Below are 26208 nucleotides of genomic sequence, written 5' to 3' on the forward strand. Positions count from 1 at the left end.
ACACGAAATGCGAAGGGTTCAAAACATAAATGAAGAAAAATAATCTTAAATAATAGTCATTTGCCCAAGGTTCAGGTTTTCGTTGTTGATACTAATATTATCAACTTCACTGATAAGTCCCTCAAGGAAATCACCCACTTTTTCGGTGGTATAATGGTTATCTTTGTTAATATCTATGGTGCAAACATTTAGTTTAATACTAAGTTCCACCGCCTTTTTTACTGCCTCGGCTTCTTCTACCAAACCGAAATGCTCTAAAAGCATTGCTGCCGATAAAATGGAAGCTACAGGGTTTGCAATTCCTTTACCGGTTGCCTGCGGATAGGAACCGTGAATAGGTTCAAACATTGCGTTTTCTTTTCCTACAGATGCCGATGCCAATAACCCGATGCTGCCACCAATTACACTGGCTTCATCTGAAAGAATATCGCCAAACATATTTTCGGTAAGAATTACATCAAATTGAGTTGGGTTAAGAATCATTTGCATGGCCGCGTTGTCTACAAAAAGGAAGTCCAGCGCCACATCTGGATATTCTTCGCCAATTTTAGTTACTGTTTTTCGCCATAACCTGGAAGTTTCCAGAACATTGGCTTTATCTACCAGGGTTAATTTTTTAGATCGTTGTTGTGCAGCTTTAAAAGCAAGGTGTGCCATCCTGGAAATTTCTTCGACAGAATAGGTGCAAATATCGGTGGCGCTTTGGCCATCTTCAGCCGTAAATTTATCGCCAAAATAAATTCCGCCCGTAAGTTCCCGGTAAATCATCATATCTGCACCTGCAATACGATCGGCCTTTAATGGCGATTGTTCTATAAGTTTATCATAAGCTTTTACGGGTCTAATATTGGCAAAAAGTCCGAGGCCTTTTCTTAGGTGCAAGAGCCCTTGTTCAGGTCTAACTTTTGCATCGGGATCATTGTCATACTTTGGATGTCCTATGGCCCCAAATAACACAGCATCAGATTTCTTGCACAATTCCAGCGTAGCTTCAGGTAACGGATTGTCCAGCAAATCTATTGCTGCCGCACCTACCAAGGCGTCTTCAAATTGAAAGTGGTGATCAAAACGATCTGCTACAGCTTTCAAAACTTTAACTGATTGCTGTGTGATTTCAGGACCTATCCCGTCTCCGGGCAAGACTGCTATTTTTAATTTCATTTTTCTTCTTCTTTATGTGTGGTTATTTTTTAATCCGAAATTACCTCCGAATTTTTATCTCGTCAAGCTGAACTTGTTTCAGCTTCTTAAGTGTTTATTCAACTTAGATCCTGAAACAAGTTCAGCTTGACGTTTATTCCAGGTATCTACTCATATTCAAATCTACAAGGCTGTGGTCCCTTCTAGTTTTTGTGATCTTTTCTGTTCATATTCTTTTATTGCATCCAGTTTGCTTACCAGAAAATCTATATCGTCAAAGCCATTGATCATACAGGTTTTTTTATACGGATCTATCTCAAAGCTTTCTGAAATATCTCCCTTCGGAATACTAATTTTCTGGGCTTCCAGATCTACATTAATTTCTACGGAAGGATCTTTGGTGATTTCAACAAAAAGCTGGTCTAAAAATTCCGGACTTACCTGAACGGGAAGCAGGCCATTATTTAGCGCGTTTCCTTTGAAGATATCGGCAAAATAACTGGAGACCACTACCGTAAAGCCATAAGCTTTAAGAGCCCAGGCCGCGTGTTCCCGGCTGGAGCCGCAACCAAAATTATCTCCTGCAACTAAAATAGATCCTTTATATTCTGGTTTGTTTAAAGCAAATTCGGGATTTGGCTCGTCATTGTTATCAAAACGCCAATCACGAAATAGGTTTTCTCCAAACCCCGATTTATCGGTTGCTTTAAGAAACCTGGCAGGAATTATCTGATCGGTATCTACGTTTTCTATTTCTAAAGGAACCGCTGTATCGGTTAATGTGATAAACTTTTCCATTTAATTTAAGTGTTTTGTAAAGTCGGTTAATTTGCCTGAAACTGCAGTGGCTGCCGCCGTTAACGGACTTGCTAATATGGTTCTGGAACCCTGGCCCTGTCTTCCTTCAAAATTTCGGTTACTGGTAGAAACGCAGTATTCGCCGGCGGGAATCTTATCGTCATTCATCGCTAGACACGCAGAACATCCCGGTTGCCGGAGCGTGAAGCCCGCATTTTCAAATACTTCGCGAAGACCTTCTGCTTCAATTTGTGCGGCCACCTGGCGTGAACCCGGTACAATTAAAGCATTTACATTTTTCGCTTTTTGTTTACCTTTTATATAAGCTGCTGCCTGGCGAAAATCTTCGATTCTTGAGTTAGTACAACTTCCGATGAAAATCCAATTAATAGGTTTTTCCAGTAAAGATTCTCCCGGTTTAAAGCCCATATAGGCCAAAGCTTTAGCGTCGCTTTTTCCACCTTCCATAGGGATTGCACCAGTAATTTTAATTCCCATCCCCGGATTTGTTCCGTAGGTGATCATGGGTTCAATATCTTCGGCATCAAATGAATATTCCTGGTCAAAATCAGCATCTTCATCGGTTTTTAAAGTTTCCCAGTAAGCTTTTGCTGATTCAAATTCTTCACCTTTCGGTGCGAATTCTTTACCTTTTACATATTCAAAGGTTGTTTCATCGGGAGCGATCAAACCACCACGGGCACCCATTTCAATGCTCATATTACAAACCGTCATGCGGCCTTCCATAGACATTTCTTCAAAGACATTCCCCGCATATTCGCAGAAGTATCCTGTTCCGGAATTTGTGCCGAGTTTACTTATTATATAAAGAATCACGTCTTTTGGTAAAACCCCTTTTTTAAGTTTTCCATTTACGTTTACCCGCAATTTCTTTGGTTTCTGGACCAAAACACATTGGCTGGCAAAAACCTGGGAAACTTGGCTGGTGCCAATTCCAAAAGCAATAGTACCAAAAGCACCGTGAGTAGAGGTGTGGCTGTCGCCACAAACCATCGTCATTCCCGGTTGGGTAATCCCGAGTTCTGGTGCCATTACGTGAACAATCCCGTTATAAGGATGACCCAGGTTGTAAAGTGTAATATTATTTTCCTCGCAATTTTGGGTTAACTCCTTAAGTTGCTTTCTGGACAATAAATCTTTAACCGGTAAATGCTGATTTTCGGTGGGCGTATTATGGTCTGCCGTAGCAACAATCTGATCTGGTCGAAACACCGAAATGTCACGTTCCTTTAGCTCATTAAAAGCTTGCGGACTCGTGACTTCGTGAATTAGGTGTTTATCGATATATAAAATATCCGGCCCATCTGGTACAGATTCCACCACGTGGGAGTCCCAAATTTTATCGAATAAAGTTTTCTTCATTTGTTTATAAATTCAATCCCATCCCGGGAATTCATCACAGGTTAATAGTCCTTTCCTGTGCTGCCATTTTGCGTTCTGCCTTTAGGCGATTGCTCTAATTCTTCTTTCTGAAATTTCCATAATCTCATGGATATCCTGATCTTCTACGCATCTTCTCGCATCAGCATAATTCAAGAATTCAGAATAAACCTCATCTAATTGAAGTTTTGTTAAATTGTAGCCCATTTTTTTGGCTTTATGTGCTAAAGCTGCTCTACCGCTTCTTGCAGTTAAAACAATAGCCGATTCGGTAACCCCAACTTCTGCAGGATCAATAATTTCGTAGGTTTCACGATTTTTGATCACTCCGTCCTGGTGTATCCCTGAGCTATGAGCAAATGCATTAGCGCCTACAATAGCTTTATTTGGCTGCACGAACATTCCCATTTCTTTAGAAACCATACAACTGGTATCAAAAAGGAATTTTGGATCTATTAAGGTATTTAAATTCAAATTCGGATGTTGTCTCAAGATCATAACAACCTCTTCTAAAGCCGTGTTTCCTGCACGCTCGCCAATACCATTAATGGTACATTCTATTTGGCGGGCACCGTTCATCACTCCAGCGATGGCATTTGCCGTGGCAAGACCTAAATCGTTATGGCAGTGACAGGAAATTCTAACCTTGTCAATATCTTTAACATTATCTTTTAAGTACTTTATTTTTCTTCCATATTCTTCAGGAAGGCAATATCCTGTAGTGTCGGGAATATTTAATACAGTGGCTCCGGCTTTGATCATCTCGGTACAGACACGAGCTAAAAATTCGTTATCTGTTCTTCCAGCGTCTTCCGCATAAAATTCAACATCATCTACAAAATTTTTGGCGTGTTTTACCGCGGCAACACCACGCACAATAATTTCTTCTCGTGTTGAATTGAATTTGTATTTAATATGAGAATCTGAAGTGCCAATCCCGGTATGAATACGTGGTTTTTTGGCGGGTTTTAAAGCTTCAGCAGCAACTTCAATATCTTTTTTTACAGCACGGGTGAGTCCACAAACGGCGGCGTTCTTAGCCAATTTAGAGATTTCGTAAACCGATTGAAAATCGCCGGGACTGGAAACAGGAAAACCTGCCTCAATAACATCTACTCCCAGCTCATCAAGGCGCGCAGCGATTTTAAGTTTTTGGGCTGTATTTAATTTACAACCTGGAACCTGCTCTCCGTCTCGTAACGTCGTGTCAAAAATTTCTACCTTTTCTGTGCTCATAAGAGATTTATTTTACTTTATCTTTAACTAAAGTATTGCTAATCTATACACTCCAGACCTTCGCGGATTAGGTCATTACGATAATTAAATTAAAAATAAAAATGTAATATCACTGTAAATCAGTGTTTTATAAACGATTGTGTTACAATGACTAATGATTTAACCGACAACTTATTTTCTTTAATAAAGTCGCTTTCCCCTTCAGAAAAACGACAGTTTTCGTTGTATGTAGGAAGAATTGGTGTGAATACCGATAGTAAATTTCTCAATTTATTTAAGGTAATGACCAAGCTGAAGAAGTATAATGAGAAGGAAATTCTTCAGAAAACCAAAATTAGCAAGCAGCAGTTATCTAATGTTAAGGCGCATTTATATAAGCAAATTCTTATTAGTTTAAGGTTGAATCCTGCCCATCAAAGCATTCCGGTGCAAATTAGGGAGCAATTCGATTTTGCTTATATTCTTTACCGAAAAGGTTTATATAAACAAAGTCTGAAATTACTAGATAAGATAAAGGGGCAGGCGCTGGAATACGAAGAGAAAAACCTGGCCTATGAGATCCTGGAGCTGGAAAAGATAATAGAGTCGCAATATATTACACGAAGTATAGAAAACCGGGCCGAAAGTCTTATTCAGCAAACAGAAGATTTGAGCAAGCTAAATTTAATATCCAGCAAGCTTTCAAACTTATCTTTACAATTATATGCTATCTTCTTAAAAATGGGTTACGCCAGGACACAGGAGGAAGCTGATAGTATCAGAAATTATTTTTACCAAAATCTTCCGGAATATAAGATCAAAGATATAGGCTTTAGAGAAAAACTATGGCTTTATAAGGCTCATCTTTGGTTTAGCTTTATCACACAGGATTTTTTAGCCTGCTATCGCTATTCTATGAAATGGATAGACCTTTTTAACGAGCATAAGCATTTAGTATCTATTCACCCTGTTTCGTACTTAAAGGGTAATCACTATTTACTAGAATCTCTATTTTATCTAAATCATACCAATTTATTTGAAAAGACGCTGAAGAACCTTGAAGGTATGCTCAAAGAGTCTAAGATTCCAGATGATGATAATATAAAAGCCCTTGCTTTTCTTTATTTATATTCCAATAAACTAAATTTACGTTTTATGCAGGGGAATTTTGCTAATGGGGATGATTTGGTTGAAAAAATTCAGAAGCGAATAAAAAAATATAAAGACCGTATTGACGAACATCACATTATGGTTTTTTACTATAAAATTGCCAGTCTTTATTTTGGGGACGGAAATAATAAAAAGTGTATTGAATATCTAAATAAGATTATTAATAATAAATCCCTGGAAATGCGGGAAGACTTAATGTGTTTTGCCCGAATTTTAAGTTTGGTCGCGCATTATGAAGCCGGCCTAGATTATCATTTAGATCGCCTGGTAAAATCTACCTACAAGTTTTTGATTAAAATGAACGATTTGCACGAGGTACAAAAAGAAATGATTCGTTTTCTTAGAAATTTACCCGAAGTATCCCCGCTTGAAATTAAAGATGAATTCAAAAAACTGCATAGTAAACTAAAGGAATTTGAAGATCATCCTTATGAACGCAGGGCCTTTTTATATCTTGATATAATTTCCTGGCTAGAAAGTAAAATACAAAACCGCCCTGTGGCTGATGTGATCGCTGAAAAAGCGGCTTTGGTGAGTAGATAGTGATTATTGAAACACAAGAGGAAGACCATAACTTACATTTACCTCCTTTCCAAATCGCTTCCCTGGTTTCCAATTGGGCATTTCATCTACAACCCGGTATGCTTCTACCATATATTCTGCAGGGGCTTTCTCTTTTATTTTTATATTAGTTGTGTTTCCATCAGTATCAATAGTAAATCTTACTACTACTCTCTGCATAGAATTATGATAACTAGGTATTTTAATATTTTCTATTAGATACTTTTTTAAAGCTTTTTGCCCTCCAGGAAATTCAGGTGGAATCTGAAAATGAAAGTATTCAATTTCTTCTCCAGCTTCATTCCAAACCTTCCCTTTTTTTAGCTTGTTTCGCTTAAAATAATCGTGTCTCCTTTTGATTCCATTTTTCCAATATGCAACTAATTCTCCGTGCATTTTTCCTTTCTTAAATTCTATCGAATGAAATAATTCTCCAGATTCATAATAATGTTTATGTAACCCTTCATAAACTTTCTTTTCATCTTTAAGATCATAAGATTGCTCAGCTTTTTTTGTGCCATCCGCAAAATACGTGGTTCTTAAAAATTCGTAGTCTTTATCTGGAGTAGGAATAACAATTTTAAAATATTTAGCACCTTCTTTCGTATCCAATTCCTGGTAATTATTGTCCATATAAATAGTATCCTGGGCAAATGCGGAAAATGAAATTACTGTAAAAATTAAGCTGAGGTAAAAGTTCTTCATAGGTGATTTAGGTAGTTTTTAGTTGATACAGTTATTCCAAAGTACTTCATCTGGAGGAGGTGCAAGAATGTGAATTTCTTCTTTTTTTACAGGATGGATAAATTTAAGTGCCCTGGCGTTCAGATGAATACTGGCATCTTTGTTACTTCGGTCAAATCCATATTTTAGATCGCCTTTAATCGGGCTGCCTATCGCGGAAAGTTGACTCCTAATTTGATGATGCCGCCCTGTATGCAAATCTATTTCCAACAAAAAATAGTTATCGAGTTTTTTTATAAGTCGATATTCCAGAATAGCCTTTTTACTTTCAGGAACTTCTTTAATATGTGCGTAAGATTTGTTTTGTTTCGGATTTCTCTTTAAAAAATGAATTAAAGTATCCGACCTTTTTGGTGGCTCATTTTTTACAATAGCCCAATAGGTTTTTTGCGCTTTCTTTTCCTTAAAAAGTTTATTGAGCCTGGGAAGGGCTTTAGAGGTTTTCGCAAAAAGTACAATTCCGCTAGTTGGCCTGTCAAGACGATGAACTACACCCAAATAAACATTTCCGGGTTTATTATATTTTTCTTTTAAATAAGATTTTACGACTTCGCTAAGCGGTTTGTCACCGGTTTTGTCTCCCTGCACAATATCACCGGGTCGCTTATTTACCACGATGATGTGATTATCTTCAAAAAGTACCTGGAGGTTATTTTTATCTGAAATTGTTTTTCCCAAACTGGATATTTTATTTGCCTGTAACCTACAATTTTTTACTGCTTACTGAACTAATATTGTTCGTCATCAGACGGGAATTTTTTGCTTTTTACATCGTCTCTATAACCTTCAAAAGCTTTAGTCATTTCGGTATGTAAATCGGCGTATCTTCTTAAGAATCTCGGGTTGAATTCGTGTGTCATGCCCAGCATATCGTGAACAACCAAAACCTGGCCATCTACACCGTTTCCTGCGCCAATTCCTATAACAGGGATATTTATACTTTCAGCTACTTCTTTTGCCAATTTTGCCGGAACTTTTTCTAAAACTATGGCGAAACAACCAAGGCGTTCTAATAATAGCGCATCAGATTTCAATTTATAGGCTTCTTCTTCCTCTTTTGCTCTAACGGTATATGTACCAAATTTATAAATTGATTGCGGGGTTAGCCCTAAATGTCCCATTACCGGAATTCCTGCGTTAAGAATACGTTTCAGCGATTCTTTAATCTCTTTTCCGCCTTCAAGTTTTACAGCGTGTCCGCCGCTTTCTTTCATAATTCTAATAGCCGATCTCAAAGCTTCTTTAGGATCACTTTGGTAACTTCCAAAAGGAAGATCTACAACAACAAGCGCACGATTTATAGCTCTTACCACGCTGGTTGCGTGATAAATCATTTGGTCTAAAGTAATAGGAAGCGTGGTTTCATGTCCTGCCATCACATTACTGGCAGAATCTCCCACAAGAATTACATCTATTCCAGCGCCATCTACAATTTTTGCCATCGAGTAATCATATGCGGTAAGCATAGCGATATTCTCGCCATTCTTTTTCATATCTACCAGTGACTTAGTGGTAACTCTTTTATATTCTTTCTTAGCTACAGACATATTTTCAATTTTGGAAGGTAAAAGTACAAAAACACTCGGTTTTTAGGCAAGAAGCTGGTTTTATTGTTTTTTAAGTTCAGAATATAGCGTTTTTAATAATTCGCCATCGTCTCCATGATATTGCCAAAACATTGCTCCGCCAAGATCATTCTCTTTAATAAATTGAGCTTTTTTCTTTATAGACTCGGGATCATCATACGTGATAAAGGTGCCGGTATCTTCGCGCCATAAATACGGTGCTTTAGCCGTTTCATCCCACAAGCGCCTATAATTACTTGTTTTTAAACTGTCTTTTAATTCTCGATAATTTATACTGAAAGAATTTCCGAAAGCTTTTTGGTGAAGACCTGAGTTTTGATTTTGGGTTTCGTGCCAACCTCGCCCATAAAAAGCCATTCCTATAACAAGTTTTTCTGAAGGAGCACCCGCTGCCAAATGTTCTTTTACCGCAGTTTTAGTACTCTGTTTATAATCATCAGGATCGGTTTCTGAAACATATAAATTGGTATGATGTGAAGTAGAATCGTTCCAGCCACCCTGGTAATCGTAACTCATAATATTTATAATATCCAGGTGAGGATGAATCTTATTTAATTCAACGTGCTTTAAATATTCTTCATTTGCAGCAGTGGCAATAGTTAGTAGGTAGTTTCGATTATCGATTTTACCAATTGAATCTAACTTTTTCCTAAATAGTTTCAGGATAGCGGTGAAATTTTCTTTGTCATTAGGAGAATGAATATTTCCTGCTCCCGGTTGTCCTGGGTATTCCCAGTCTAGATCTATCCCATCAATTTTATGTTTTTGAAGAAAGGAAATTCCGCTATTGGCAAATCGCTCCCTGTCATTTTTGGTAGCCACGGCTTCAGAAAAGCCACCAGACCAGGTCCAGCCTCCAACTGAAATCAGGATTTTTAATTCAGGATTATTCTTCTTTAAACTGTTTAGTTTTTTCAAGCGTTCTACATCTTTTGCATTTCCCTCTATAATTTTTCCGTCTTTAATATTCGCAAAAGCGTAGTTAATGTGAGTAAGCTTATCTGCAGAGATTTCATCGAATTTATCATCTACATTGCCGGCAACAATATAACCTACAATCTTCTTTGAATTTTGTTCCTGAGCTTGTAATTGGCAGTTAGCGAGAATTATTCCTACCGATAGTATAAGCAGCATGTTTTTTACAATTTTCATAATCTAAAACCTTGAGAGTGATATTTTAAAATACTAAGTTAGCGTTTAAATAAGAAGATTTAATGAAGAAGTTATTGTTAATAGGTTTATTCCTGATTTACCAGTGCGCGTGGAGCCAAAAGAATACTGACACGGAAGATATTAAGGTTTTAATTGAAGACTTTTTTGAAGCTTTTCACGCCCAGGACTCTACTGCGCTAAAAGAATTTGCCCATCCAGAAATTAAAATGCAATCGGTGGCCATTGATGCAAAAGGGAATACTATTCTATCTACCGAAGAATACACTGCTTTCTTGAAATCTATTGCTTCTATCCCAAAATCTACCAAATTCAGAGAGGAATTAAGCGACTTTAAAATCAATACTAACGGAATTATCGCCAATGCAAGTACGCCGTATAGATTTTTTTTAAATGATGAATTAAGTCATTGCGGGGTAAATACTTTTCAATTGATGAAGTCTAAAGGCGAATGGAAAATTATTTACCTGGTAGACACTCGCAGTAAATTAGGTTGTAAATAAATTTTCATTCTACATCTTTTACACATCTAAAGCCTAAATGTTCCAGGCCGCTTTCGGGTGTAGAACTCATTCGGGCGGCAGTTCTATAGCCGGTACAGTAAGATTCACTGCATAAAAAAGAACCACCCCGAATAACTTTTTGTTGTTCTTCATTAAAATATTCCTTGAAATAGCCATCGGTGCGTTGTTCCAGTTTTGAATAGGCATTGGGATAATAAGTGTCTAAAACCCATTCCCAGACATTCCCGGAAACTTCATAAAGTCCGAAAGCATTAGGAGGAAAGCTTTTTACGGGTGCTGTTTTTTCAAAATTGTCTTTTACTTCATTAGTAAGTGGAAAATCGCCCTGATGAAAATTAACAAACTCGATAGCTTCTTCAAAGTCATTTCCCCAGTGATAGACTTGATTTTCTTTTCCGCCTCGAGTCAGGTATTCAAATTCTGCTTCAGTAGGTAAACGTTTTCCCACCCATTTCGCATAGGCCATAGCATCATACCAGGAAACCTGCACCACCGGATGATTTTCTTTACCTTTAATATTGCTCTCGGGCCCTTGCGGATGTTTCCAGTTGGCACCTTCTCTAAACTTCCACCAGGCCTGCGGATTTTCGGCATCAAAAACCATTGCGCCGGTAGTTACGTATCCGGTTTTTTCTACAAATTTTCTGAACTCAGCATTAGTCACCTCAGTTTCATCTACCCAAATTGTTTCAATTGTTTCGTTATGCTGCGGAAATTCATCGCGCCGGGCTTGTTGCGAATTTCCACCCATCATATATTCCCCTCCTTCAATTTTTAGCATTCCAGAGGTTGAAACTGAATCGCCTTCTTCTATTTCGGCAATTTCTTCCAGATATTTTTCGTGATAGGATTTGTCAGTTCTTTCAATCTTTTCTTCGGAAGTTTTAGCCTTCTCTTTTTCCTGATTTTTACAGCTGAAAAATGAACAGAAGAGACAGGCGACGACGAAATATTTTATGAAGAAGAAATGCATTAATCAATTTTCGGCTAAAGATATAGAAGTGTTTCTAACTAAAGATTGGCCATTGGTAAAAATATTTTCCAGCCACAAATACACTAATATTATACTAATTAAAGGAATAAAAACTTTAAAGTGGTTTTCTGCAACTTAGATGTAAGGCCTTTATAAAATTATTATTCGTGAATTCGTGGTAAAATCGCACAAATAAAAAGCCACGAAATTCAAAATTAGTATTTGTAAATTCCGTGGCAGTTTTTATAAAAATCAAAGTTTATTAAGGCTTTAAAACCACTCTAAACCTCGCTTTATTATTGATTATTTTATCATAAGCTTCACTGACTTTATCTAGCGGATATTCTTCTATTTTTGGTTTTGTACCGGTCATTGCACTAAACTTTAAAGTATCTTCAGAATCCATTGCGGTACCGCTAGGCCAACCCGCAACCGATTTTCTTCCCATTAAAAGTTCCATTGGCGAAACCTCAATAGGATCTCCGGTTGCTGCCACCATTAATAGTTTACCGTCTATTCCCAGGCCACCAATTACCGAGGTAATTGCTTCGCTATTTGGTGCAGTAGCAAGAATGAGTTTTGCACCGCCCATATTTTGCAGTTCCTTGGCCGCATCTTTTTGTTTTGCATTTATAAAATGATGTGCGCCTAATTCTTCAGCTAGTTCTTTTTTGCTGTCACTGGTAGAAATGGCTACGGTGCGCATTCCCATTTTTGCAGCATACTGAATGGCTAAATGGCCCAAACCGCCAATTCCCTGAACAGCAACGGTATCTCCGGCGGTAATTCCTGAATTTCTCAAGGCATTAAAAACGGTGATCCCGGCACAGAGCAGGGGAGCAGCTTCGGCAGAAGATAGATCTTCCGGAATACTTGCTACCGCTTCCTGTGGCGCAGTCATAAATTCGGCATAACCACCATCGTAGGAAATCCCGCTTATTTTTGCGTTTTCGCAGCTAATAAAATCGCCACGACGGCAAGGTTCACATTCAAAACAATGTCCGCCGTGCCAACCTACGCCAACGCGCTGGCCTTTTTTCCAGTTGTTTACACGACCACCAACTTCTTCTACAATTCCTACCACTTCGTGGCCGGGAACCCGTGGATATTCAATCCCCGGAAATGCGCCATCTTTTACGAAGGCATCGCTATGGCAAATGCCACAAGCTTCTACATTGATTAAAACTTCGTTCTCTTTTGGTGATGGTTTGTCTATTTCAACAACATGAAAATCACCGCCTTTTTCTTTTACCTGTATAGCTTTCATAACATTTTTTTAATTAGATGAAGTTACAAAAAGGCTAAAAGCTTCTGTTTTAAGTCTTTGTTAAATAAGTTTATAAGAGCTTTGGAAGCAGGAAGAATACTACAATTCCGTTATTCATGGCGTGCATTGTAATTGGCCAGATAAGGTTTCCGTTTTCGACTTTTATTTTTCCGAAGAAATATCCGGCGATAATTCTTGGGAAAATCAATAGGAATAAAATCAGGTCAAATTGCCAGCCTTCAACATAATTCCAGATATGAACCAGGCCAAAAAGAGCAGCAGTAAGTAGCCATATAAACCTATAATTTCGGTATAAAATTATACGAAATATTCTAAGGAATCTTGAAGGTTGAAGAGATTGTAAAAAAAGAAAAATGATAATAGCAGATAATATTACCAGGCCGTATTTAAGTAAAGAATGAGCTTCCTGAGGAATAAAACCGAGGCCTACAAAAGCAAGCACCGCACAAATAAAAATATAGATTTCGGCAAAAGAAGGCTTGATGAGTGTCCTAAACATACTTTCTTCCAAAATGGGCGCTATAATAACCGCCATAAGAATAAATGCCAGCGGACTCTGATCCATTAAGTTGAATAGTTCAGTTTGCTGGTATTTCTCGAGGTCTAATTCTGGTAAAAATGTATTTAAAAATCCCAATAAAAAGAAAAACAGAAAATAGGTCCCTATCATGAACCAGTAATTGCGAAAGAGGTTGCTGACTTTTGGTGGGATGTTTAGGAGCTGCAAGGGATTGAATTTGATTATTGCTGCAATTTAATACTGTATGATATTTTAAGCCACGAATTCACGAATTTTTATTTCTGAAATAATAAAAACTGTAATTAAAAAATGAACAATAACCGAAAACCGAGAACAGATCAAAAACAGATTGCCGCATCGCTTTGCTCTTCGCAATGACGGCTTTTGTTTTTGCCGCGAATTCACCAATTTTTCTTTTTGAATGACAGGTAATCTAAAACGGAACTAGAAACCAACAATCGATAACCTTCAGAGAGCAGCAAAAGAACAGATTGCCGCATCGCTTCGCTCTTCGCAATGACGCCAGGATTAACAATCACTTAAACTCACCTTTACAGCGAGCCCGCCTTCGGAGGTTTCTTTATATTTAGAATTCATATCTTTTGCGGTGTCCCACATTGTTTCAATCACCTTATCTAGTGGAACTTTTGCTTTGGCAGCATCGCTTTCCAGGGCGATCTCAGCTGCATTAATGGCTTTTATGGCGCCCATTGCGTTTCTTTCAATACACGGTACCTGTACTAAACCGGCAATAGGATCGCAGGTTAATCCAAGGTGATGCTCCATTGCGATTTCTGCGGCCATTAGTACCTGTTCCGGTGTGCCACCAAGTAGTTCTGTTAATCCGCCGGCAGCCATTGCAGAGGATACACCAATCTCTGCCTGGCAACCACCCATAGCTGCAGAAATCGTGGCTCCTTTTTTAAAGAGACTGCCAATTTCACCGGCAACCAGCATAAAGCGTTTCATATCTTCAAAAGTGGCTTCGTGGTTTTCTATCACCATATAATACATCATTACTGAAGGTACGGTGCCGGCACTACCATTTGTTGGTGCAGTAACTACACGACCCAAAGAGGCATTTACTTCATTTACGCTAATGGCAAAACAACTCACCCACTTAAGGATTTGTCTGAACTTTACTTCGGTTCTTCTAATAGCGGTTATCCAATCTTCGGGCGAATCATATTTTTCTTCGCCAATAAGGCGTTGGTGCATTTCAAACGAACGACGTTTCACATTCAGTCCGCCGGGAAGGGTTCCTTCGGTATGGCAGCCAATGAACATCGATTCCAGCATCACATCCCAAATTTGTTTTAAGCCGGCATTTATTTCTTCTTCGGTTCTAAGGGATTTTTCATTTTCCAGAACTATTTCAGAAATAGGTTTGTTTTCAGCTTTACAATAGGCGAGGAGTTCCGTAGCTTTTTCAATAGGAAAAGAAAATTCCAAAAAGCTTTTCATCTTCTTGCTGGCATTTTTACGCTCTTTCTTTACAACGAAACCGCCACCGATAGAATAAAAAGAAGAGGAAGTTTTTTTACCGTTTTTCAGTTTAGCCCGAAATGTCATTCCGTTAGGATGAAACTCAAGGAATTTCTTGTTAAACTTTACATCGTCAGCAATGCTAAAATCGATCTCTTTTTCGCCGTTAAATTGAAGTTTTTTTGTTTCCCTAATCTTTTGAATTTCAGGATCAATTACCGAAATATCCATAGTTACAGGATCGTGACCACAAAGTCCTAAAACAGTAGCAACATCTGTGGCGTGACCTATTCCGGTAAGGGAAAGAGAGCCATAGAGATCTATATGTATCTGTTCTACGTCCTCAAAAGTGCCTTTTTGCTTTAATTCTGCAATCCAGCGTTGTGCTGCACGCCAGGGTCCTAAAGTATGAGAACTGGAAGGGCCCACGCCCACCTTCAACATATCAAAAACACTAATACATTCAATTTTTCGCATCGTATAACTCCTATTTTACTGCAAAAATAAGGATTTGTTAGTATGAAGTAGAATGAATTGAAGAAATATTAAAACGATTTCGTAGCGAGTAACTTACTTCGGGAAAGGTTAGAGAGCTTCCTTTGAAATAATATTTTTGATTTATAGGCGGATTTAGCTGCATTTAAAATTCGGTTACCGATTAAAGCGCAGATTTGGCAAGTACTTTCAGGAAAAAATGACAACCTGTCATAAGTTTTCTGCTGGCATAATGATTGACTTTAACACATCGAAGAATTGAAATCAATAATATAAAATTCAACGTATAAAGTTATGAGTAAAATAATTGGAATTGACTTAGGTACTACCAACTCTTGCGTTGCCGTAATGGAAGGTAACGAGCCTACGGTAATACCTAATGCCGAAGGAAAAAGAACTACACCTTCTGTAATCGCATTTGTAGAAGGTGGCGAAATAAAAGTTGGTGACCCGGCTAAGCGTCAGGCAGTAACTAACCCAGAAAAAACTATTTCGTCTATTAAACGTTTTATGGGGAACAAATATTCTGAATCTTCTAAAGAAGCAGGAAGAGTTCCTTATAAAGTAGTGAAAGGTGATAATGATACTCCACGTGTAGATGTGGATGGAAGAAAATATACTCCGCAGGAACTTTCTGCAATGGTACTTCAGAAAATGAAGAAAACCGCAGAAGATTATCTTGGACAGGATGTAACAGAAGCGGTAATTACCGTACCTGCATACTTTAACGATTCTCAGCGTCAGGCTACAAAAGAAGCCGGTGAGATTGCTGGTTTAAAAGTAAGCCGTATTATAAACGAGCCTACTGCAGCAGCATTGGCTTACGGACTTGATAAAAAATCTCAGGATCAGAAGATCGCTGTTTATGACCTTGGTGGTGGTACTTTTGATATCTCTATCCTTGAATTAGGTGATGGTGTATTTGAAGTATTGTCTACAAATGGTGATACTCACCTTGGTGGAGATGATTTTGATGAGGTATTAATCGACTATCTTGCAGATACTTTCCAAAAAGCTGAAGATATTGATTTAAGAAAAGATCCAATGGCACTTCAGCGTTTAAAAGAAGCTGCTGAAAAAGCTAAAATTGAGTTGTCTTCTTCAAGTCAAACTGAGATCAATTTACCTTATGTAACGGCAACTTCAAGCGGACCAAAACACCTCGTTGAAACAATTAGTCGTTCTAAGTTTGAGCAGTTAGCTTCAGAATTAGTAACCCGTTCTATGGATCCTGTTAAAAAAGCACTTAGCGATGCAGGACTTTCAAAAAGCGATATCGACGAAGTAATTCTTGTTGGTGGTTCTACTCGTATTCCTAAAATTCAGGAAGAAGTAGAAGCATTCTTTGGTAAGAAACCTTCTAAAGGTGTAAATCCAGATGAGGTTGTTGCAATTGGTGCAGCTATCCAGGGTGGTGTACTTACAGGAGATGTAAAAGATGTATTGTTACTTGATGTTACTCCACTTTCTTTAGGTATTGAAACTATGGGAGGAGTTAACACTAAGTTAATTGAATCTAATACTACGATTCCAACCAAGAAATCACAAACATTCTCTACCGCGGCAGATAATCAGCCTTCAGTAGAAATTCACGTGTTGCAGGGTGAGCGTCCAATGGCGGCAGATAATAAAACAATTGGTAGATTCCACTTAGATGGAATTCCGCCAGCGCCAAGAGGAACTCCTCAAATTGAAGTGACTTTTGATATTGATGCCAATGGTATCATTAAAGTAAGCGCTACCGATAAAGCAACTGGAAAATCTCAGGATATTCGTATCGAAGCTTCTTCAGGATTAACAGAAGAAGAAATCGAGAAAATGAAGAAAGAAGCTGAAGCAAATGCTGATGCCGATAAGCAAGCCAAAGAAAAAGTAGATAAGCTTAATGAAGCTGATGCTATGATCTTCCAAACTGAAAAGCAGTTGAAAGAATTTGGTGATAAGATTTCTGAAGATAAGAAAAAGCCGGTTGAAGAAGCTTTAGAAGAATTGAAGAAAGCTTATGAAACCAAAGAGCTGGATCAAATAACTCCTGCTTTAGACAAATTGAACGAAGCCTGGAAAACAGCTTCTGAAGAAATGTATAAAGCACAAGCTGAAGCTCAAGGCGGCCAGGCAGGACCACAACAAGGTGCTACCGGAGCTGAAGGCGGACAGCAAGCTGGACGAGACTCTAAAAGCGGAGACGACGTAGAAGATGTAGATTTTGAGGAAGTTAAATAGATAGCCTGTCTCGAGCGGAGTAGAGAGACTTATCCCGAACTCGCTTGTAACTAAATCACATCAATAATAAAAAAAGCGCAATCATTAGTTTGATTGCGCTTTTTTCATTTTCACACGCAACCATTTTGTGATTTTTACATCTACTATATAAATACCAACAATTATGAAGAAATTTATTCTATTAACATTATTCTTTTCAGCAACGATAATTTCTTGTACCAATAATGATAATGAAGTAATTGCAGATTCACAACTAAAAGCTCAAAACGCGTGTACTGCAGATAATCCATTAGAATTAGAGTGGATGCAAGATTTAATTGCCGAGTTAAATTGTGGAGAATATGCCTGTAAGGTTGCTATTTTAAAAAGTGAATATGAAGGCGAAACAGTTTTTTAGATCCTAGTAAACGACCCGAGATGTAATTCTGTTGGCGTTAAGCACCTATATAACTGTTTTGGTAAAAAAGTAAAAGATTTTACAGACGAAGAAAGCCGGGCGTTTTCAAATAACCCAGAACGAGAAGTTGAGGAAATCTTTAGTTGTAATGGATAGAGGATTAAATCTTAAGAATTTCAAACTTGTAAGAATCATCTTTTAACTCAAAAATGTATAATACAAATACACAAAATTAAACACCACTAAAAGCCCAAAACAAATCAAGCTAAAAACTCTATAACTCTTTCCCGGGCGGTGTTCTTCCCGCATTTGTTTTCCTGTTACCAGTTTATAATTAAACCAGGCCAAAAATGGTGCCGATAGAAATGAAAGTCCGGCGGCGAAATCTACCAAAATGGTAAAAGAACCGGAGAGAAAATACAAAATAGAAAGCGAAAGAACCGGAATAATAAAGATGGAAATTCGGTAAATTTTCCATTTCTCTTTTTTGTCTTCAGGTTTGTCCTTTTCAGGATCTTTTAATTCAGAAATTACTCTCGGGTAAGCATCAGTAACTGTTAGAACGGTACTTAGCATGGTAACAAAAGCTGCTACAGAGATCAAAGGTTTGCTCCATTCCCCAAGGGTTTTTCCGTAAAGCTCCACTAACTGGCTCGAGAACTCTACACTGTTGTCGGAAAACGAAGTGCCGCTGCCAAACATTACTAAAACACCTAGCAAAAAGAAAAGTAAACCTATAAATGCAGCCGAAAGATAGCCCACGTTAAAATCGGCAAAAGCACCTTTTACTGAAATTTTCTCTTTGTTTTGTACTGCCTTTTCTTTAGTCCAGATGGAGTGCCAAACCGAAGCATCTAAAGGAATAGGCATCCATCCCATAAAAGCGATTATAAAACCTAAACTGGCAGTAGTCCAAAGCGAAGGCGATTCGGTAGTTACCGCATCATTCACAGTACCGGCACCAAAAGCCATAATTACGGCAGCAAGAGTGGCAAAGGTCAATAAAGTGACGATCACCTTCATACTTTTATCGAGGCCTGGATATTTTCCTATTAAAAGTAAAGCGATACACGCAATGAGGATAATCCCACTCCAAAGAAAAGGCGACCAGCCAAAATTGAAGAGTCGCTCGGCTAAACCCGCGGTAACGATTGTTACTGCGGCCTGAATAATAAACATACTTCCCAGGGTGATCAAAATATAGATCCGATAAGGAAATTTACCGAGCTTTTTATAACCGGTAATTAGGTGATTTCCGGTACCGGCGGCAAACCTGGGACCAAATTCAAGAAAAGGATATTTTGAAATGCAGGCTACAATCAAAACCCAAATTAAAATAAATCCATAATCTGCACCTGCGCGAGTGGCTTGCACCAAATGAGAAACTCCAATAGCTGCTCCCGCCAATAAAAAGCCGGGACCAATACTTTTTAAAATAGATGTTTTAGAAGAAGTATTTTTATGTTTCATTTAGAATTTTAATCGTTAAAACGATTATGTCACTTCGAGCGTAGTCGAGAAAACAATTTAAACAAATTCAGCAATTATTTCGGTATTAACTTCGTGACCGCCGTTATATCTTTTTATTTCAAAATTATTAGGAAATAATTTTTTTAGTCTTTTTTCCTCTACTTCAATAATTCCATTTTTCAGATATTCATCTTCGGTTCCATAGATAAAGGTGAAGTTTGTATTTTTTAAAAATTGAAAGTCTTCCCTCTTTAATTCCGCAGGAACTTTTCCCGAATGCATAATTAATTCGTTACAATTAATCTTTCGTTTGGCAATCCAACGTGTTGCCACCGAAACTCCTTGAGAATATCCTAAAATAATAAGGCTGGGAGCGTTTTTAAGATCTTCCGCCCTATAAACTTCGTCCAGATAGTTAAGAACATTTTCTGTTTCGGCTTTAGTACGCTCTTTGGTTAGCCAGGAGGCACCCACATGTTTATACTCGTTTTTGAGATAATATTTAGACTGCGCCTGCGGAGCGATAATATAATTTTCTTCGGTGTTTAAATGATAAAAATGCCTTAAGAAATACCTGCTCAAATAACCAATTCCGTGGCAAACCAACCATACCGTTTTTGTTTTTTCAGTAAAATTATTTAAAACGCTATAGGTATTGGTGATGTGGTAAGAAAGCTGCTTTTCGGTACTCATTTTTCGTAGTTAGTTTTTATCAAAAAAAATCATTTTTGGCAATATAGGCAAGGGTCGGGTATTATCATCTATAAAATTTTTAAAGCTTTTTTAATTTCTGGGGTAAACCCCTATATGTTTTTCTTCTAAATCATTCTAAATTTATTCAAGTTTTTACTACCCTGTATATTAATGCTTTACATCTTGCCTCAATATTGTTATGCAGGTATTTCAATTTATAAAGTATCGTTTCATTGATTAAGATTTTATCCCTCTTTTTTTAGTACGTGAGGGGACTAAGAACAGAATATTTATTAACCATTTAAATAATTTAGATATGAGAAATTTTAAATTCAACGTGATGATTTTGGCGATTTTCGCCCTTATTTTCACCTCTTGTAGTAAAGATGAGAACTCTGGAGTCGAGCAACAAGTTTCAGAGGGAGTAGCAGAGCTCTACTTAGGTCCAGTGCTTAATGCTGAGATAAGAAAAGCTCTCCAAAAACAAGAGGCCGAACTTCCTGAATGTTCAGAAGATGCGCCAGCTTATGCACAAATTTCTTTGGTATATGGTGATGCAGAAACTCCTGTAGATGTTATTGTTCCCATTATAATTGATGGAACTGATTTGTTTACCGATTATGATGAAGCTCTGGAAATTCCTGTAGCTTCCGGCGAAACAACAGTTTCTGTTACCTTAAACGATTTTCTTGTATGGAATGATGATGGAGGTGCTCCAGGAGAAGTAATATGGGCAGCTCCCAAGACCGGAAGCGATTTTGCTGGTATCGTTTCTCAATCCCTTCCTTTTAGCTGGGATTTGAGAGCAGGATCCAAAACCTATACCGATGTTGAGGTATTATGCTTTGATGACCGAGATGTAAATCTGTACGGCTATCAATTCTTTGATATTATACCTGTAGAAATTTATGAATTCTGCGTATTTGCTAATTACTGTAACGATGCAGGAAGACATTTTACCGCTAATTATACATTTGATATAACTTATATAGGTGATGATAACGATATACCTTTATATACCGGCGAAATGCCAATGACAGGGAATACAGAAGATGACGATTCTGGCGACTGGTATGCCGATCCTTTATGTTTAGCTATTCCAGCTCCTATATATGGAGAGGGACCCGATACTGATTATATTAGGGTTACTGCTACCCTGGCCAATTGGGATGCTAATTATCCTGCACCAGGCGCTGTAGATCCTATTTCTGAAGATTTAAGCTGGAACGAGGTGCAGAGTTTCTTTGTAGATGGTGATAACATAAATTACTGGCATATATTCTTTAATTGCGAAGATGATGATGGTGGTCAAACCGGCTCGGACGATGATGGGGATGGAGTACCCAATGATATTGATGAATGTCCCGGTACAGATCCAGGAGTAGAAGTGGATGAAGTTGGTTGTGAAAGTATTCAAGTTCCGGGTAGAGACATTGTAGTATTAAATGATATAAATGTTATTGATAATACGGCAATGCAAGATCCCGATAATGTTCAATTTGTAAAAAACCTGGTTAATTTCACTACATCTGGTTCAAGAAATAATGGTTCAACATTTATGTTCGATTTTGGAAGAGGCTCCTCTTGTGGTAGTTGTGCAGGTACCTGGAGTACTATGAGAGATGTTGTTCAGGGTGAAGGGTTCACCATTTCAGATATTAGTTCAAGTAGTGGTACATTAACTAGTATTGATTCAGATGTAAAAATAATCTTGCTAGCATTACCTAATGTTCAATACACTTTAGAAGAGATTAATACGCTTAAACAGTTTGCTTCAGAAGGCGGAAGGATAATTTTTATGGGTGAACACGAAGGTTTTTACGGGTCTTCGGGTATCGGCATTGAAAATCAATTCCTGGTTAATATTGGAGCAGTACTATTTAATACTGGAGGTTCCATAGATTGTGGATATGTTGAATTACCAACGGAATCTAACCGAGTTCATCCTATAATGCAGGGTGTCGAAACTCTTACAATTGGATGTGCTTCTGTTATAGAACCTGGTGAAGGAGATTTTGCTTTATTTTACGATTCAACAAATGAACTAGTTTTAGGTGGAGTGGCAAAAATTGATACAGCTCCAATTGCTGAGCTAGCACAGGTTGAAAGATCGAAATCTAGACAGTCTAATATTAAATTGCCTAAACCTTCCTCGTCCACAGGATATTAATAAAACATTTTTAAATTTTACAAAGCCGCTTTAAAGCGGCTTTGTTTTTTCTAGAGATTTAGCATCAATAACTTTCATTTCGCTTTTTCCCACCCGGTTTTGTACTTTTACAAAATAACCAAGCTTTCAAATGATGACCAAAGAAGAAATTTTGGAGCTTTCTAAAAAAGTGTGTAAAAACACTTTAATGGAAACTCTGGAGATAGAATTTACTGAGGTAGGAAAAGATTACCTTATTGCAAAAATGCCGGTTACATCCAGAGTGCACCAGCCAGATGGTGTGTTACACGGCGGTGCCAGTGTGGCTTTGGCAGAAAGTGTTGGAAGTATGGCAAGTTATGTTTTTCTGGATACTGAAAAATTTTATGTTCGTGGAATTGAAATTTCGGCAAATCACTTAAAGAGTATATCAGAAGGTTTTGTTTTTGCCAGGGCTTCGTTTATTCATAAAGGCAGAACTACTCAACTTTTTGAAATTAGAATTACCGATGAAGACCAAAATCTTATTTCTATTGTAAAACTTACTACCATAGCGTTGCCTAAAAAGAAATAGAGAAATGAATACCGAAGATTTTTTTACAAAATTAGAAAAGCAAATCCAGAATGGAAATCCATTTGTGGCCTATAGAAATCCTAACGACAAAAACGGACTAACCAAAGCTTTGCTTCAGGATTCGGGTAAAGTCTACAGAACCTCTGTTTTTAATGAAAGCGGATTTGTTTTTGCTCCTTTTGAAAGTGATAATAATACATTTTTTATTCCTTCCGAAAATGCTGAAAGTATTACCACAGAATATGCGGCTGATAAGGATTCTGAAGTAAATAAAGAAAATCAGGATTTTCCGCCAGTGTTTACTAATGCTGAAGCTAAAATACAACACGAAAAACTAGTTCAGCAAGGTATTGAAGCCATTCAAGAAGGAGAATTTAAAAAAGTGGTCTTATCAAGAAATGAAGACGTACAAACTCAACTTGAAGCGCTTGGTATCTTTAAGAATTTGCTTAAAAAATATGAAACTGCTTTCGTGTATTACTGGTTTCATCCGGAAACCGGGATTTGGCTTGGTGCCACACCCGAAACACTTTTAAAGGTAGAACGCGATAAATTTAAAACCATGTCTCTCGCCGGTACACAGTCATTCCGGGGGACCAGTAACGTGAATTGGGGAGAAAAGGAGATTGAGGAACAGCAAATAGTCACCGATTCTATTTTAGAAAACCTACAAGATAAAGTTTCCGGCACTATTCATAGATCGGAGCCATACACTACTAAAGCAGGAAATCTACTGCATTTACAAACAGATATTCAGGGCATATTAGATTCAGAAAAATCGAACCTTAAAAGTTTGATTTTAGCCTTACATCCAACTCCGGCAGTATGCGGACTTCCTAAGAAAAATGCGAAAGAATTTATCTTAAAGAATGAAGGTTACAATCGCGAATTCTATTCGGGATTTTTGGGAGAAATGAATATGAAAAAGGAAATAAAACGGAATAGTAATCGTAGAAACCAGGAAAACCAGGCTTATGCGAGTATTTTAAAACAAACTTCTTTATTTGTGAATCTACGCTGTATGAAGCTTGAAGCGGGAAAGGCCAGGCTATTTATCGGAGGCGGAATTACTAAAGATTCTAATGTAGCCGATGAATGGCAGGAAACAGTAAATAAATCGCATACCATAAAATCGGTGCTTGTTAAATAAGGGTAAAACCTGCGCTTAAAATACTTTTGAAATTGTAATTTTGAGTTGATCATAATGACCAATTAGGTTTTTAATACTTTAAGGTCTACTGTAAAATTTCTCGTCATTCTGTCCCGATGCTTCGGGATTCTTTCAGAATCTATGTTGTTATTCAGCTTAGAACCTGAAACAAGTTCAGGTTGACGTGATTAAAAATAAAGGCCTCACAGGTTTTTTAAATTTGTGCGGTCTGGTTACCACTACAAAATAAACTTTGTGAAATACTCCAAAATACCCGTTGCCAGATCTATCGTAGCGCTTTGCGTTGCTAAAAATATAAATCACGTAGTAATTTCTCCCGGCTCAAGAAATGCTCCCCTAACCATTGGGTTTACACACCATCCAGATATTAAGCCGTACAGTATTGTAGATGAGAGATGCGCGGCTTTTTACGCGTTGGGAATGGCGCAGCAGCTGCAAAAACCGGTAGCACTGGTTTGTACTTCGGGATCGGCTTTGCTCAATTATTATCCTGCAATTGCTGAAGCTTATTATAGCGATATTCCTTTAGTAATTATTTCGGCAGACCGGCCTGTAGAGAGAATAGACATTGGCGATGGACAAACCATTAGACAGAAAAACGTTTTTGAAATTCATATTTTATATTCGGCCAATTTACATTCAGAACTCGTGTTAGATTCTGAAGCGATTGATAAGAAACTTCAGCAAAAGCAGTTTGAGTCACAAAAACATAACGAACGGGAAGTTAATCTTGCGCTCAATAGGGCGATAGAAGGGAAGGGCCCCGTTCATATTAACGTGCCTTTTTACGAGCCTTTGTATGATTTGGTAGAGAATGTAGACGTAAATCCATTACAGATCTTACCCGAAATTAAGGAACGCACCTATACAGAAAATCAGCTGCAAGGTTATGCCGAGCTTTGGAATAAAGCGAAGCGAAAAATGGTAATAGTTGGGGTTGCACAACCTAATATTGTTGAACAGGAATTTTTAGAAAAGTTAGCCCAGGATGAATCGGTTATTGTGCTTACCGAAACCACTTCTAATTTAAATCATCCTGAATTCTTTACTCGGATTGATACCTTGATAGGTCCAATTGAAAAAGATGAAAACAGCGAAGCATTGTTTAAAAAGCTTCAGCCTGAAATTCTGCTCACTTTTGGAGGAATGATCGTTTCTAAGAAGATCAAGGCATTTTTGAGAAATCACCAGCCACAGCAACATTGGCATATTGATCCTAAAAAAGCTTACAACACTTTTTTTTGTCTCAATAAACATTTTGAAACTACGGTAAATTCTTTTTTTACTCATTTTTTTCCGCTTACTGAAACAGTTAAAAGCGATTACGGAACTTATTGGAAAGAAATTAAGAGTAAACGGCAAGTTCGTCACGAAGAGTATATGGATGAAATCCCGTATTCTGACTTAAAAGCAATGCAGGAAATTGTTCCGGCTATTCCCGAGAATTATATTGTGCACCTTGGTAACAGTTCTACGATTCGGTATGCGCAATTATTTAAATGGAAAGAGAGTTTGCGAATTTTTTGTAATCGTGGTACCAGCGGAATTGACGGTAGCATTTCTACCTCAGTGGGTGCTGCTTGCGTTAAGGGCGAACCTACCTTAATGATTTCCGGGGATCTCAGTTTTTTCTATGATAGCAATGCGCTGTGGAATAATTATATTCCTAAAAATTTCAGGATAATTATTTTAAATAATAATGGCGGCGGAATTTTTAGAATCCTTCCCGGAAATAAGAATACAGAGAATTTTGAAACTTATTTTGAAACCACGCATCAACTTCAGGCGAAATCTTTAAGTGAAATGTATGGGTTTCAGTATTACTCGGCTAAAACTTCCGAAGAGATAGAAACACATTTAGAAAAGTTTTTTAGTAATTCCGAGAAACCAAAACTCATGGAAATTTTTACACCACGAAAAATTAACGATGAGGTGTTATTGGAGTATTTTAATTTTATGAAATCTTAAGATTTTAAATTCGTGAAAAAACACTCATTTAAGTAACTTGTTGAGAAATAAACCAAAAACTTAATTATGAGTACGAAAACCGATGAAAAAGTAGGAAAATACATCCAGGATGTAAAAGACAAAACAGGAGATGAACCCGATGTAGATTTGTTACGAAAAGTAACCGAATCTTGTGGCCCAAGTATCTTTAGAAGTGATGCGGAAACTGTTTCCAGTTCTTCAGAATCAGAATTGGAAACCGTGAAACGCAATTTTCTTATTAAAAAGTTAGGGCTAAAAGATGATGAAAAGCTGGATGTGGGATTAAATGCTGTGATGGAAAAATATGGGAAATCTAACCGTAATAAATATCGTGCAGTAGTTTACTACCTGCTTACTAAACACTTTAAAAAGGAAAGTGTTTTTAAATAAACTTCAGTTTTATAAATTATATAAGAATCCGTTTTTCCAGTATAAAAACGGATTTTTTTGTTTTATTGAAAAGCCGCAAATA

23 protein-coding genes are annotated in these 26208 nt (G+C 37.6%); 9 read left to right on the forward strand and 14 right to left on the reverse strand.

Going from position 1 to position 26208, the window contains the following annotated elements; genetic code table 11:
* Positions 1-45: 45 nt before the first annotated feature.
* From leuB to B5440_RS00330, 4 genes are all read right to left on the reverse strand, one after another.
* Positions 46-1161: a 3-isopropylmalate dehydrogenase gene (gene leuB, locus B5440_RS00315; RefSeq protein WP_070052621.1), complete on the reverse strand. Its 1116-nt coding sequence runs from the start codon at positions 1159-1161 to the stop codon at positions 46-48.
* Positions 1162-1323: 162 nt separating this feature from the next.
* Positions 1324-1938, reverse strand: a complete 615-nt coding sequence (gene leuD, locus B5440_RS00320) for a 3-isopropylmalate dehydratase small subunit (protein WP_070052620.1) — start codon at positions 1936-1938, stop codon at positions 1324-1326.
* Positions 1939-3321 carry a 3-isopropylmalate dehydratase large subunit gene (gene leuC / locus B5440_RS00325; protein ID WP_070052619.1) on the reverse strand — a complete coding sequence of 461 codons (1383 nt, stop codon included), beginning with the start codon at positions 3319-3321 and terminating at the stop codon, positions 1939-1941.
* An 81-nt stretch (positions 3322-3402) separates the two neighbouring features.
* On the reverse strand, positions 3403-4575 hold the full coding sequence (locus tag B5440_RS00330; protein WP_070052615.1) for a 2-isopropylmalate synthase: 1173 nt from the start codon (positions 4573-4575) through the stop codon (positions 3403-3405).
* Between the two features lie 147 nt (positions 4576-4722).
* Between B5440_RS00330 and B5440_RS00335 the strand changes: the two genes are divergently transcribed.
* Positions 4723-6267, forward strand: coding sequence for a hypothetical protein (locus B5440_RS00335; RefSeq protein ID WP_070052614.1), 1545 nt, complete (start codon positions 4723-4725; stop codon positions 6265-6267).
* Between the two features lie 3 nt (positions 6268-6270).
* On the opposite strand, the gene B5440_RS00340 is transcribed toward B5440_RS00335, so the two are convergent.
* From B5440_RS00340 to B5440_RS00355, 4 genes are read right to left on the reverse strand one after another with little or no spacing between them, the layout of a single operon-like run.
* Positions 6271-6990, reverse strand: coding sequence for an energy transducer TonB (locus tag B5440_RS00340; RefSeq protein ID WP_070052612.1), 720 nt, complete (start codon positions 6988-6990; stop codon positions 6271-6273).
* Positions 6991-7008: 18 nt separating this feature from the next.
* Positions 7009-7707, reverse strand: coding sequence for an RluA family pseudouridine synthase (locus tag B5440_RS00345; RefSeq protein ID WP_070052610.1), 699 nt, complete (start codon positions 7705-7707; stop codon positions 7009-7011).
* Positions 7708-7757: 50 nt separating this feature from the next.
* Positions 7758-8576, reverse strand: a complete 819-nt coding sequence (gene panB / locus B5440_RS00350; protein WP_070052608.1) for a 3-methyl-2-oxobutanoate hydroxymethyltransferase — start codon at positions 8574-8576, stop codon at positions 7758-7760.
* Between the two features lie 60 nt (positions 8577-8636).
* On the reverse strand, positions 8637-9767 hold the full coding sequence (locus B5440_RS00355; protein WP_079711033.1) for a glycoside hydrolase family 18 protein: 1131 nt from the start codon (positions 9765-9767) through the stop codon (positions 8637-8639).
* A 62-nt stretch (positions 9768-9829) separates the two neighbouring features.
* Between B5440_RS00355 and B5440_RS00360 the strand changes: the two genes are divergently transcribed.
* Positions 9830-10288, forward strand: a complete 459-nt coding sequence (locus tag B5440_RS00360) for a nuclear transport factor 2 family protein (protein ID WP_070052606.1) — start codon at positions 9830-9832, stop codon at positions 10286-10288.
* A gap of 4 nt (positions 10289-10292) precedes the next feature.
* Here B5440_RS00360 and B5440_RS00365 read toward each other — a convergent pair whose 3' ends face one another.
* From B5440_RS00365 to B5440_RS00380, 4 genes are all read right to left on the reverse strand, one after another.
* The gene (locus tag B5440_RS00365; protein ID WP_070052605.1) at positions 10293-11282 is read right to left on the reverse strand and encodes a formylglycine-generating enzyme family protein; all 990 of its coding nucleotides are present in this window, start codon (positions 11280-11282) and stop codon (positions 10293-10295) included.
* Positions 11283-11544: 262 nt separating this feature from the next.
* A complete protein-coding gene (locus tag B5440_RS00370) occupies positions 11545-12549 on the reverse strand; it encodes an alcohol dehydrogenase (RefSeq protein WP_070052604.1) in 1005 nt (334 codons plus the stop codon).
* 70 nt (positions 12550-12619) lie between these two features.
* Positions 12620-13240, reverse strand: a complete 621-nt coding sequence (locus B5440_RS00375; protein ID WP_070052603.1) for a CPBP family glutamic-type intramembrane protease — start codon at positions 13238-13240, stop codon at positions 12620-12622.
* 378 nt (positions 13241-13618) lie between these two features.
* Positions 13619-15052 (reverse strand): L-serine ammonia-lyase, encoded by a 1434-nt coding sequence (locus tag B5440_RS00380; RefSeq protein ID WP_070052601.1) that lies wholly within the window; start codon positions 15050-15052, stop codon positions 13619-13621.
* A gap of 312 nt (positions 15053-15364) precedes the next feature.
* Between B5440_RS00380 and dnaK the strand changes: the two genes are divergently transcribed.
* Together dnaK and B5440_RS00390 are read left to right on the forward strand one after the other, a co-directional pair.
* The gene (gene dnaK, locus B5440_RS00385) at positions 15365-17293 is read left to right on the forward strand and encodes a molecular chaperone DnaK (RefSeq protein WP_070052599.1); all 1929 of its coding nucleotides are present in this window, start codon (positions 15365-15367) and stop codon (positions 17291-17293) included.
* Between the two features lie 163 nt (positions 17294-17456).
* Positions 17457-17690 carry a hypothetical protein gene (locus B5440_RS00390; protein WP_070052597.1) on the forward strand — a complete coding sequence of 78 codons (234 nt, stop codon included), beginning with the start codon at positions 17457-17459 and terminating at the stop codon, positions 17688-17690.
* A gap of 198 nt (positions 17691-17888) precedes the next feature.
* Here B5440_RS00390 and B5440_RS00395 read toward each other — a convergent pair whose 3' ends face one another.
* Entirely contained in the window at positions 17889-19160 is a 1272-nt protein-coding gene (locus B5440_RS00395; protein ID WP_070052595.1) for an NRAMP family divalent metal transporter, read from the reverse strand.
* Between the two features lie 57 nt (positions 19161-19217).
* The gene (locus B5440_RS00400; RefSeq protein ID WP_070052593.1) at positions 19218-19853 is read right to left on the reverse strand and encodes an alpha/beta hydrolase; all 636 of its coding nucleotides are present in this window, start codon (positions 19851-19853) and stop codon (positions 19218-19220) included.
* A 316-nt stretch (positions 19854-20169) separates the two neighbouring features.
* On the opposite strand from B5440_RS00400, the gene B5440_RS15575 reads away from it, so the two are divergent.
* The 5 genes from B5440_RS15575 to B5440_RS00425 all read left to right on the forward strand — a co-directional run bounded on the left by B5440_RS15575 (position 20170) and on the right by B5440_RS00425 (position 26126).
* Positions 20170-22023, forward strand: coding sequence for a hypothetical protein (locus B5440_RS15575; protein WP_198550871.1), 1854 nt, complete (start codon positions 20170-20172; stop codon positions 22021-22023).
* A gap of 133 nt (positions 22024-22156) precedes the next feature.
* Positions 22157-22576, forward strand: coding sequence for a PaaI family thioesterase (locus B5440_RS00410; RefSeq protein ID WP_070052590.1), 420 nt, complete (start codon positions 22157-22159; stop codon positions 22574-22576).
* A 4-nt stretch (positions 22577-22580) separates the two neighbouring features.
* The gene (locus B5440_RS00415) at positions 22581-23726 is read left to right on the forward strand and encodes a chorismate-binding protein (protein ID WP_070052588.1); all 1146 of its coding nucleotides are present in this window, start codon (positions 22581-22583) and stop codon (positions 23724-23726) included.
* A gap of 255 nt (positions 23727-23981) precedes the next feature.
* Positions 23982-25715, forward strand: a complete 1734-nt coding sequence (menD, locus tag B5440_RS00420; RefSeq protein WP_070052586.1) for a 2-succinyl-5-enolpyruvyl-6-hydroxy-3-cyclohexene-1-carboxylic-acid synthase — start codon at positions 23982-23984, stop codon at positions 25713-25715.
* 66 nt (positions 25716-25781) lie between these two features.
* Entirely contained in the window at positions 25782-26126 is a 345-nt protein-coding gene (locus B5440_RS00425) for a DUF2853 family protein (RefSeq protein WP_070052584.1), read from the forward strand.
* The last annotated feature ends 82 nt before the right edge of the window (positions 26127-26208 follow it).

It is taken from the genome of Salegentibacter salarius, assembly GCF_900168265.1.
GTDB classification, from domain to species: domain Bacteria; phylum Bacteroidota; class Bacteroidia; order Flavobacteriales; family Flavobacteriaceae; genus Salegentibacter; species Salegentibacter salarius.

Excerpts from the sequence above, each read along its gene's own strand:
- dnaK (WP_070052599.1), top strand. The coding sequence starts at position 15,365 with ATGAGTAAAATAATTGGAATTGACTTAGGTACTACCAACTCTTGCGTT.
- leuC (WP_070052619.1), bottom strand. The coding sequence starts at position 3,321 with ATGAAGAAAACTTTATTCGATAAAATTTGGGACTCCCACGTGGTGGAA.
- leuD (WP_070052620.1), bottom strand. The coding sequence starts at position 1,938 with ATGGAAAAGTTTATCACATTAACCGATACAGCGGTTCCTTTAGAAATA.
- B5440_RS00365 (WP_070052605.1), bottom strand. The coding sequence starts at position 11,282 with ATGCATTTCTTCTTCATAAAATATTTCGTCGTCGCCTGTCTCTTCTGT.
- B5440_RS15575 (WP_198550871.1), top strand. The coding sequence starts at position 20,170 with ATGAGAAATTTTAAATTCAACGTGATGATTTTGGCGATTTTCGCCCTT.
- B5440_RS00380 (WP_070052601.1), bottom strand. The coding sequence starts at position 15,052 with ATGCGAAAAATTGAATGTATTAGTGTTTTTGATATGTTGAAGGTGGGC.
- B5440_RS00415 (WP_070052588.1), top strand. The coding sequence starts at position 22,581 with ATGAATACCGAAGATTTTTTTACAAAATTAGAAAAGCAAATCCAGAAT.
- B5440_RS00410 (WP_070052590.1), top strand. The coding sequence starts at position 22,157 with ATGACCAAAGAAGAAATTTTGGAGCTTTCTAAAAAAGTGTGTAAAAAC.
- B5440_RS00370 (WP_070052604.1), bottom strand. The coding sequence starts at position 12,549 with ATGAAAGCTATACAGGTAAAAGAAAAAGGCGGTGATTTTCATGTTGTT.
- panB (WP_070052608.1), bottom strand. The coding sequence starts at position 8,576 with ATGTCTGTAGCTAAGAAAGAATATAAAAGAGTTACCACTAAGTCACTG.
- B5440_RS00355 (WP_079711033.1), bottom strand. The coding sequence starts at position 9,767 with ATGAAAATTGTAAAAAACATGCTGCTTATACTATCGGTAGGAATAATT.
- B5440_RS00395 (WP_070052595.1), bottom strand. The coding sequence starts at position 19,160 with ATGAAACATAAAAATACTTCTTCTAAAACATCTATTTTAAAAAGTATT.
- leuB (WP_070052621.1), bottom strand. The coding sequence starts at position 1,161 with ATGAAATTAAAAATAGCAGTCTTGCCCGGAGACGGGATAGGTCCTGAA.
- B5440_RS00330 (WP_070052615.1), bottom strand. The coding sequence starts at position 4,575 with ATGAGCACAGAAAAGGTAGAAATTTTTGACACGACGTTACGAGACGGA.
- B5440_RS00335 (WP_070052614.1), top strand. The coding sequence starts at position 4,723 with ATGACTAATGATTTAACCGACAACTTATTTTCTTTAATAAAGTCGCTT.
- B5440_RS00340 (WP_070052612.1), bottom strand. The coding sequence starts at position 6,990 with ATGAAGAACTTTTACCTCAGCTTAATTTTTACAGTAATTTCATTTTCC.
- B5440_RS00360 (WP_070052606.1), top strand. The coding sequence starts at position 9,830 with ATGAAGAAGTTATTGTTAATAGGTTTATTCCTGATTTACCAGTGCGCG.
- B5440_RS00375 (WP_070052603.1), bottom strand. The coding sequence starts at position 13,240 with ATGATAGGGACCTATTTTCTGTTTTTCTTTTTATTGGGATTTTTAAAT.
- B5440_RS00390 (WP_070052597.1), top strand. The coding sequence starts at position 17,457 with ATGAAGAAATTTATTCTATTAACATTATTCTTTTCAGCAACGATAATT.
- B5440_RS00425 (WP_070052584.1), top strand. The coding sequence starts at position 25,782 with ATGAGTACGAAAACCGATGAAAAAGTAGGAAAATACATCCAGGATGTA.
- B5440_RS00400 (WP_070052593.1), bottom strand. The coding sequence starts at position 19,853 with ATGAGTACCGAAAAGCAGCTTTCTTACCACATCACCAATACCTATAGC.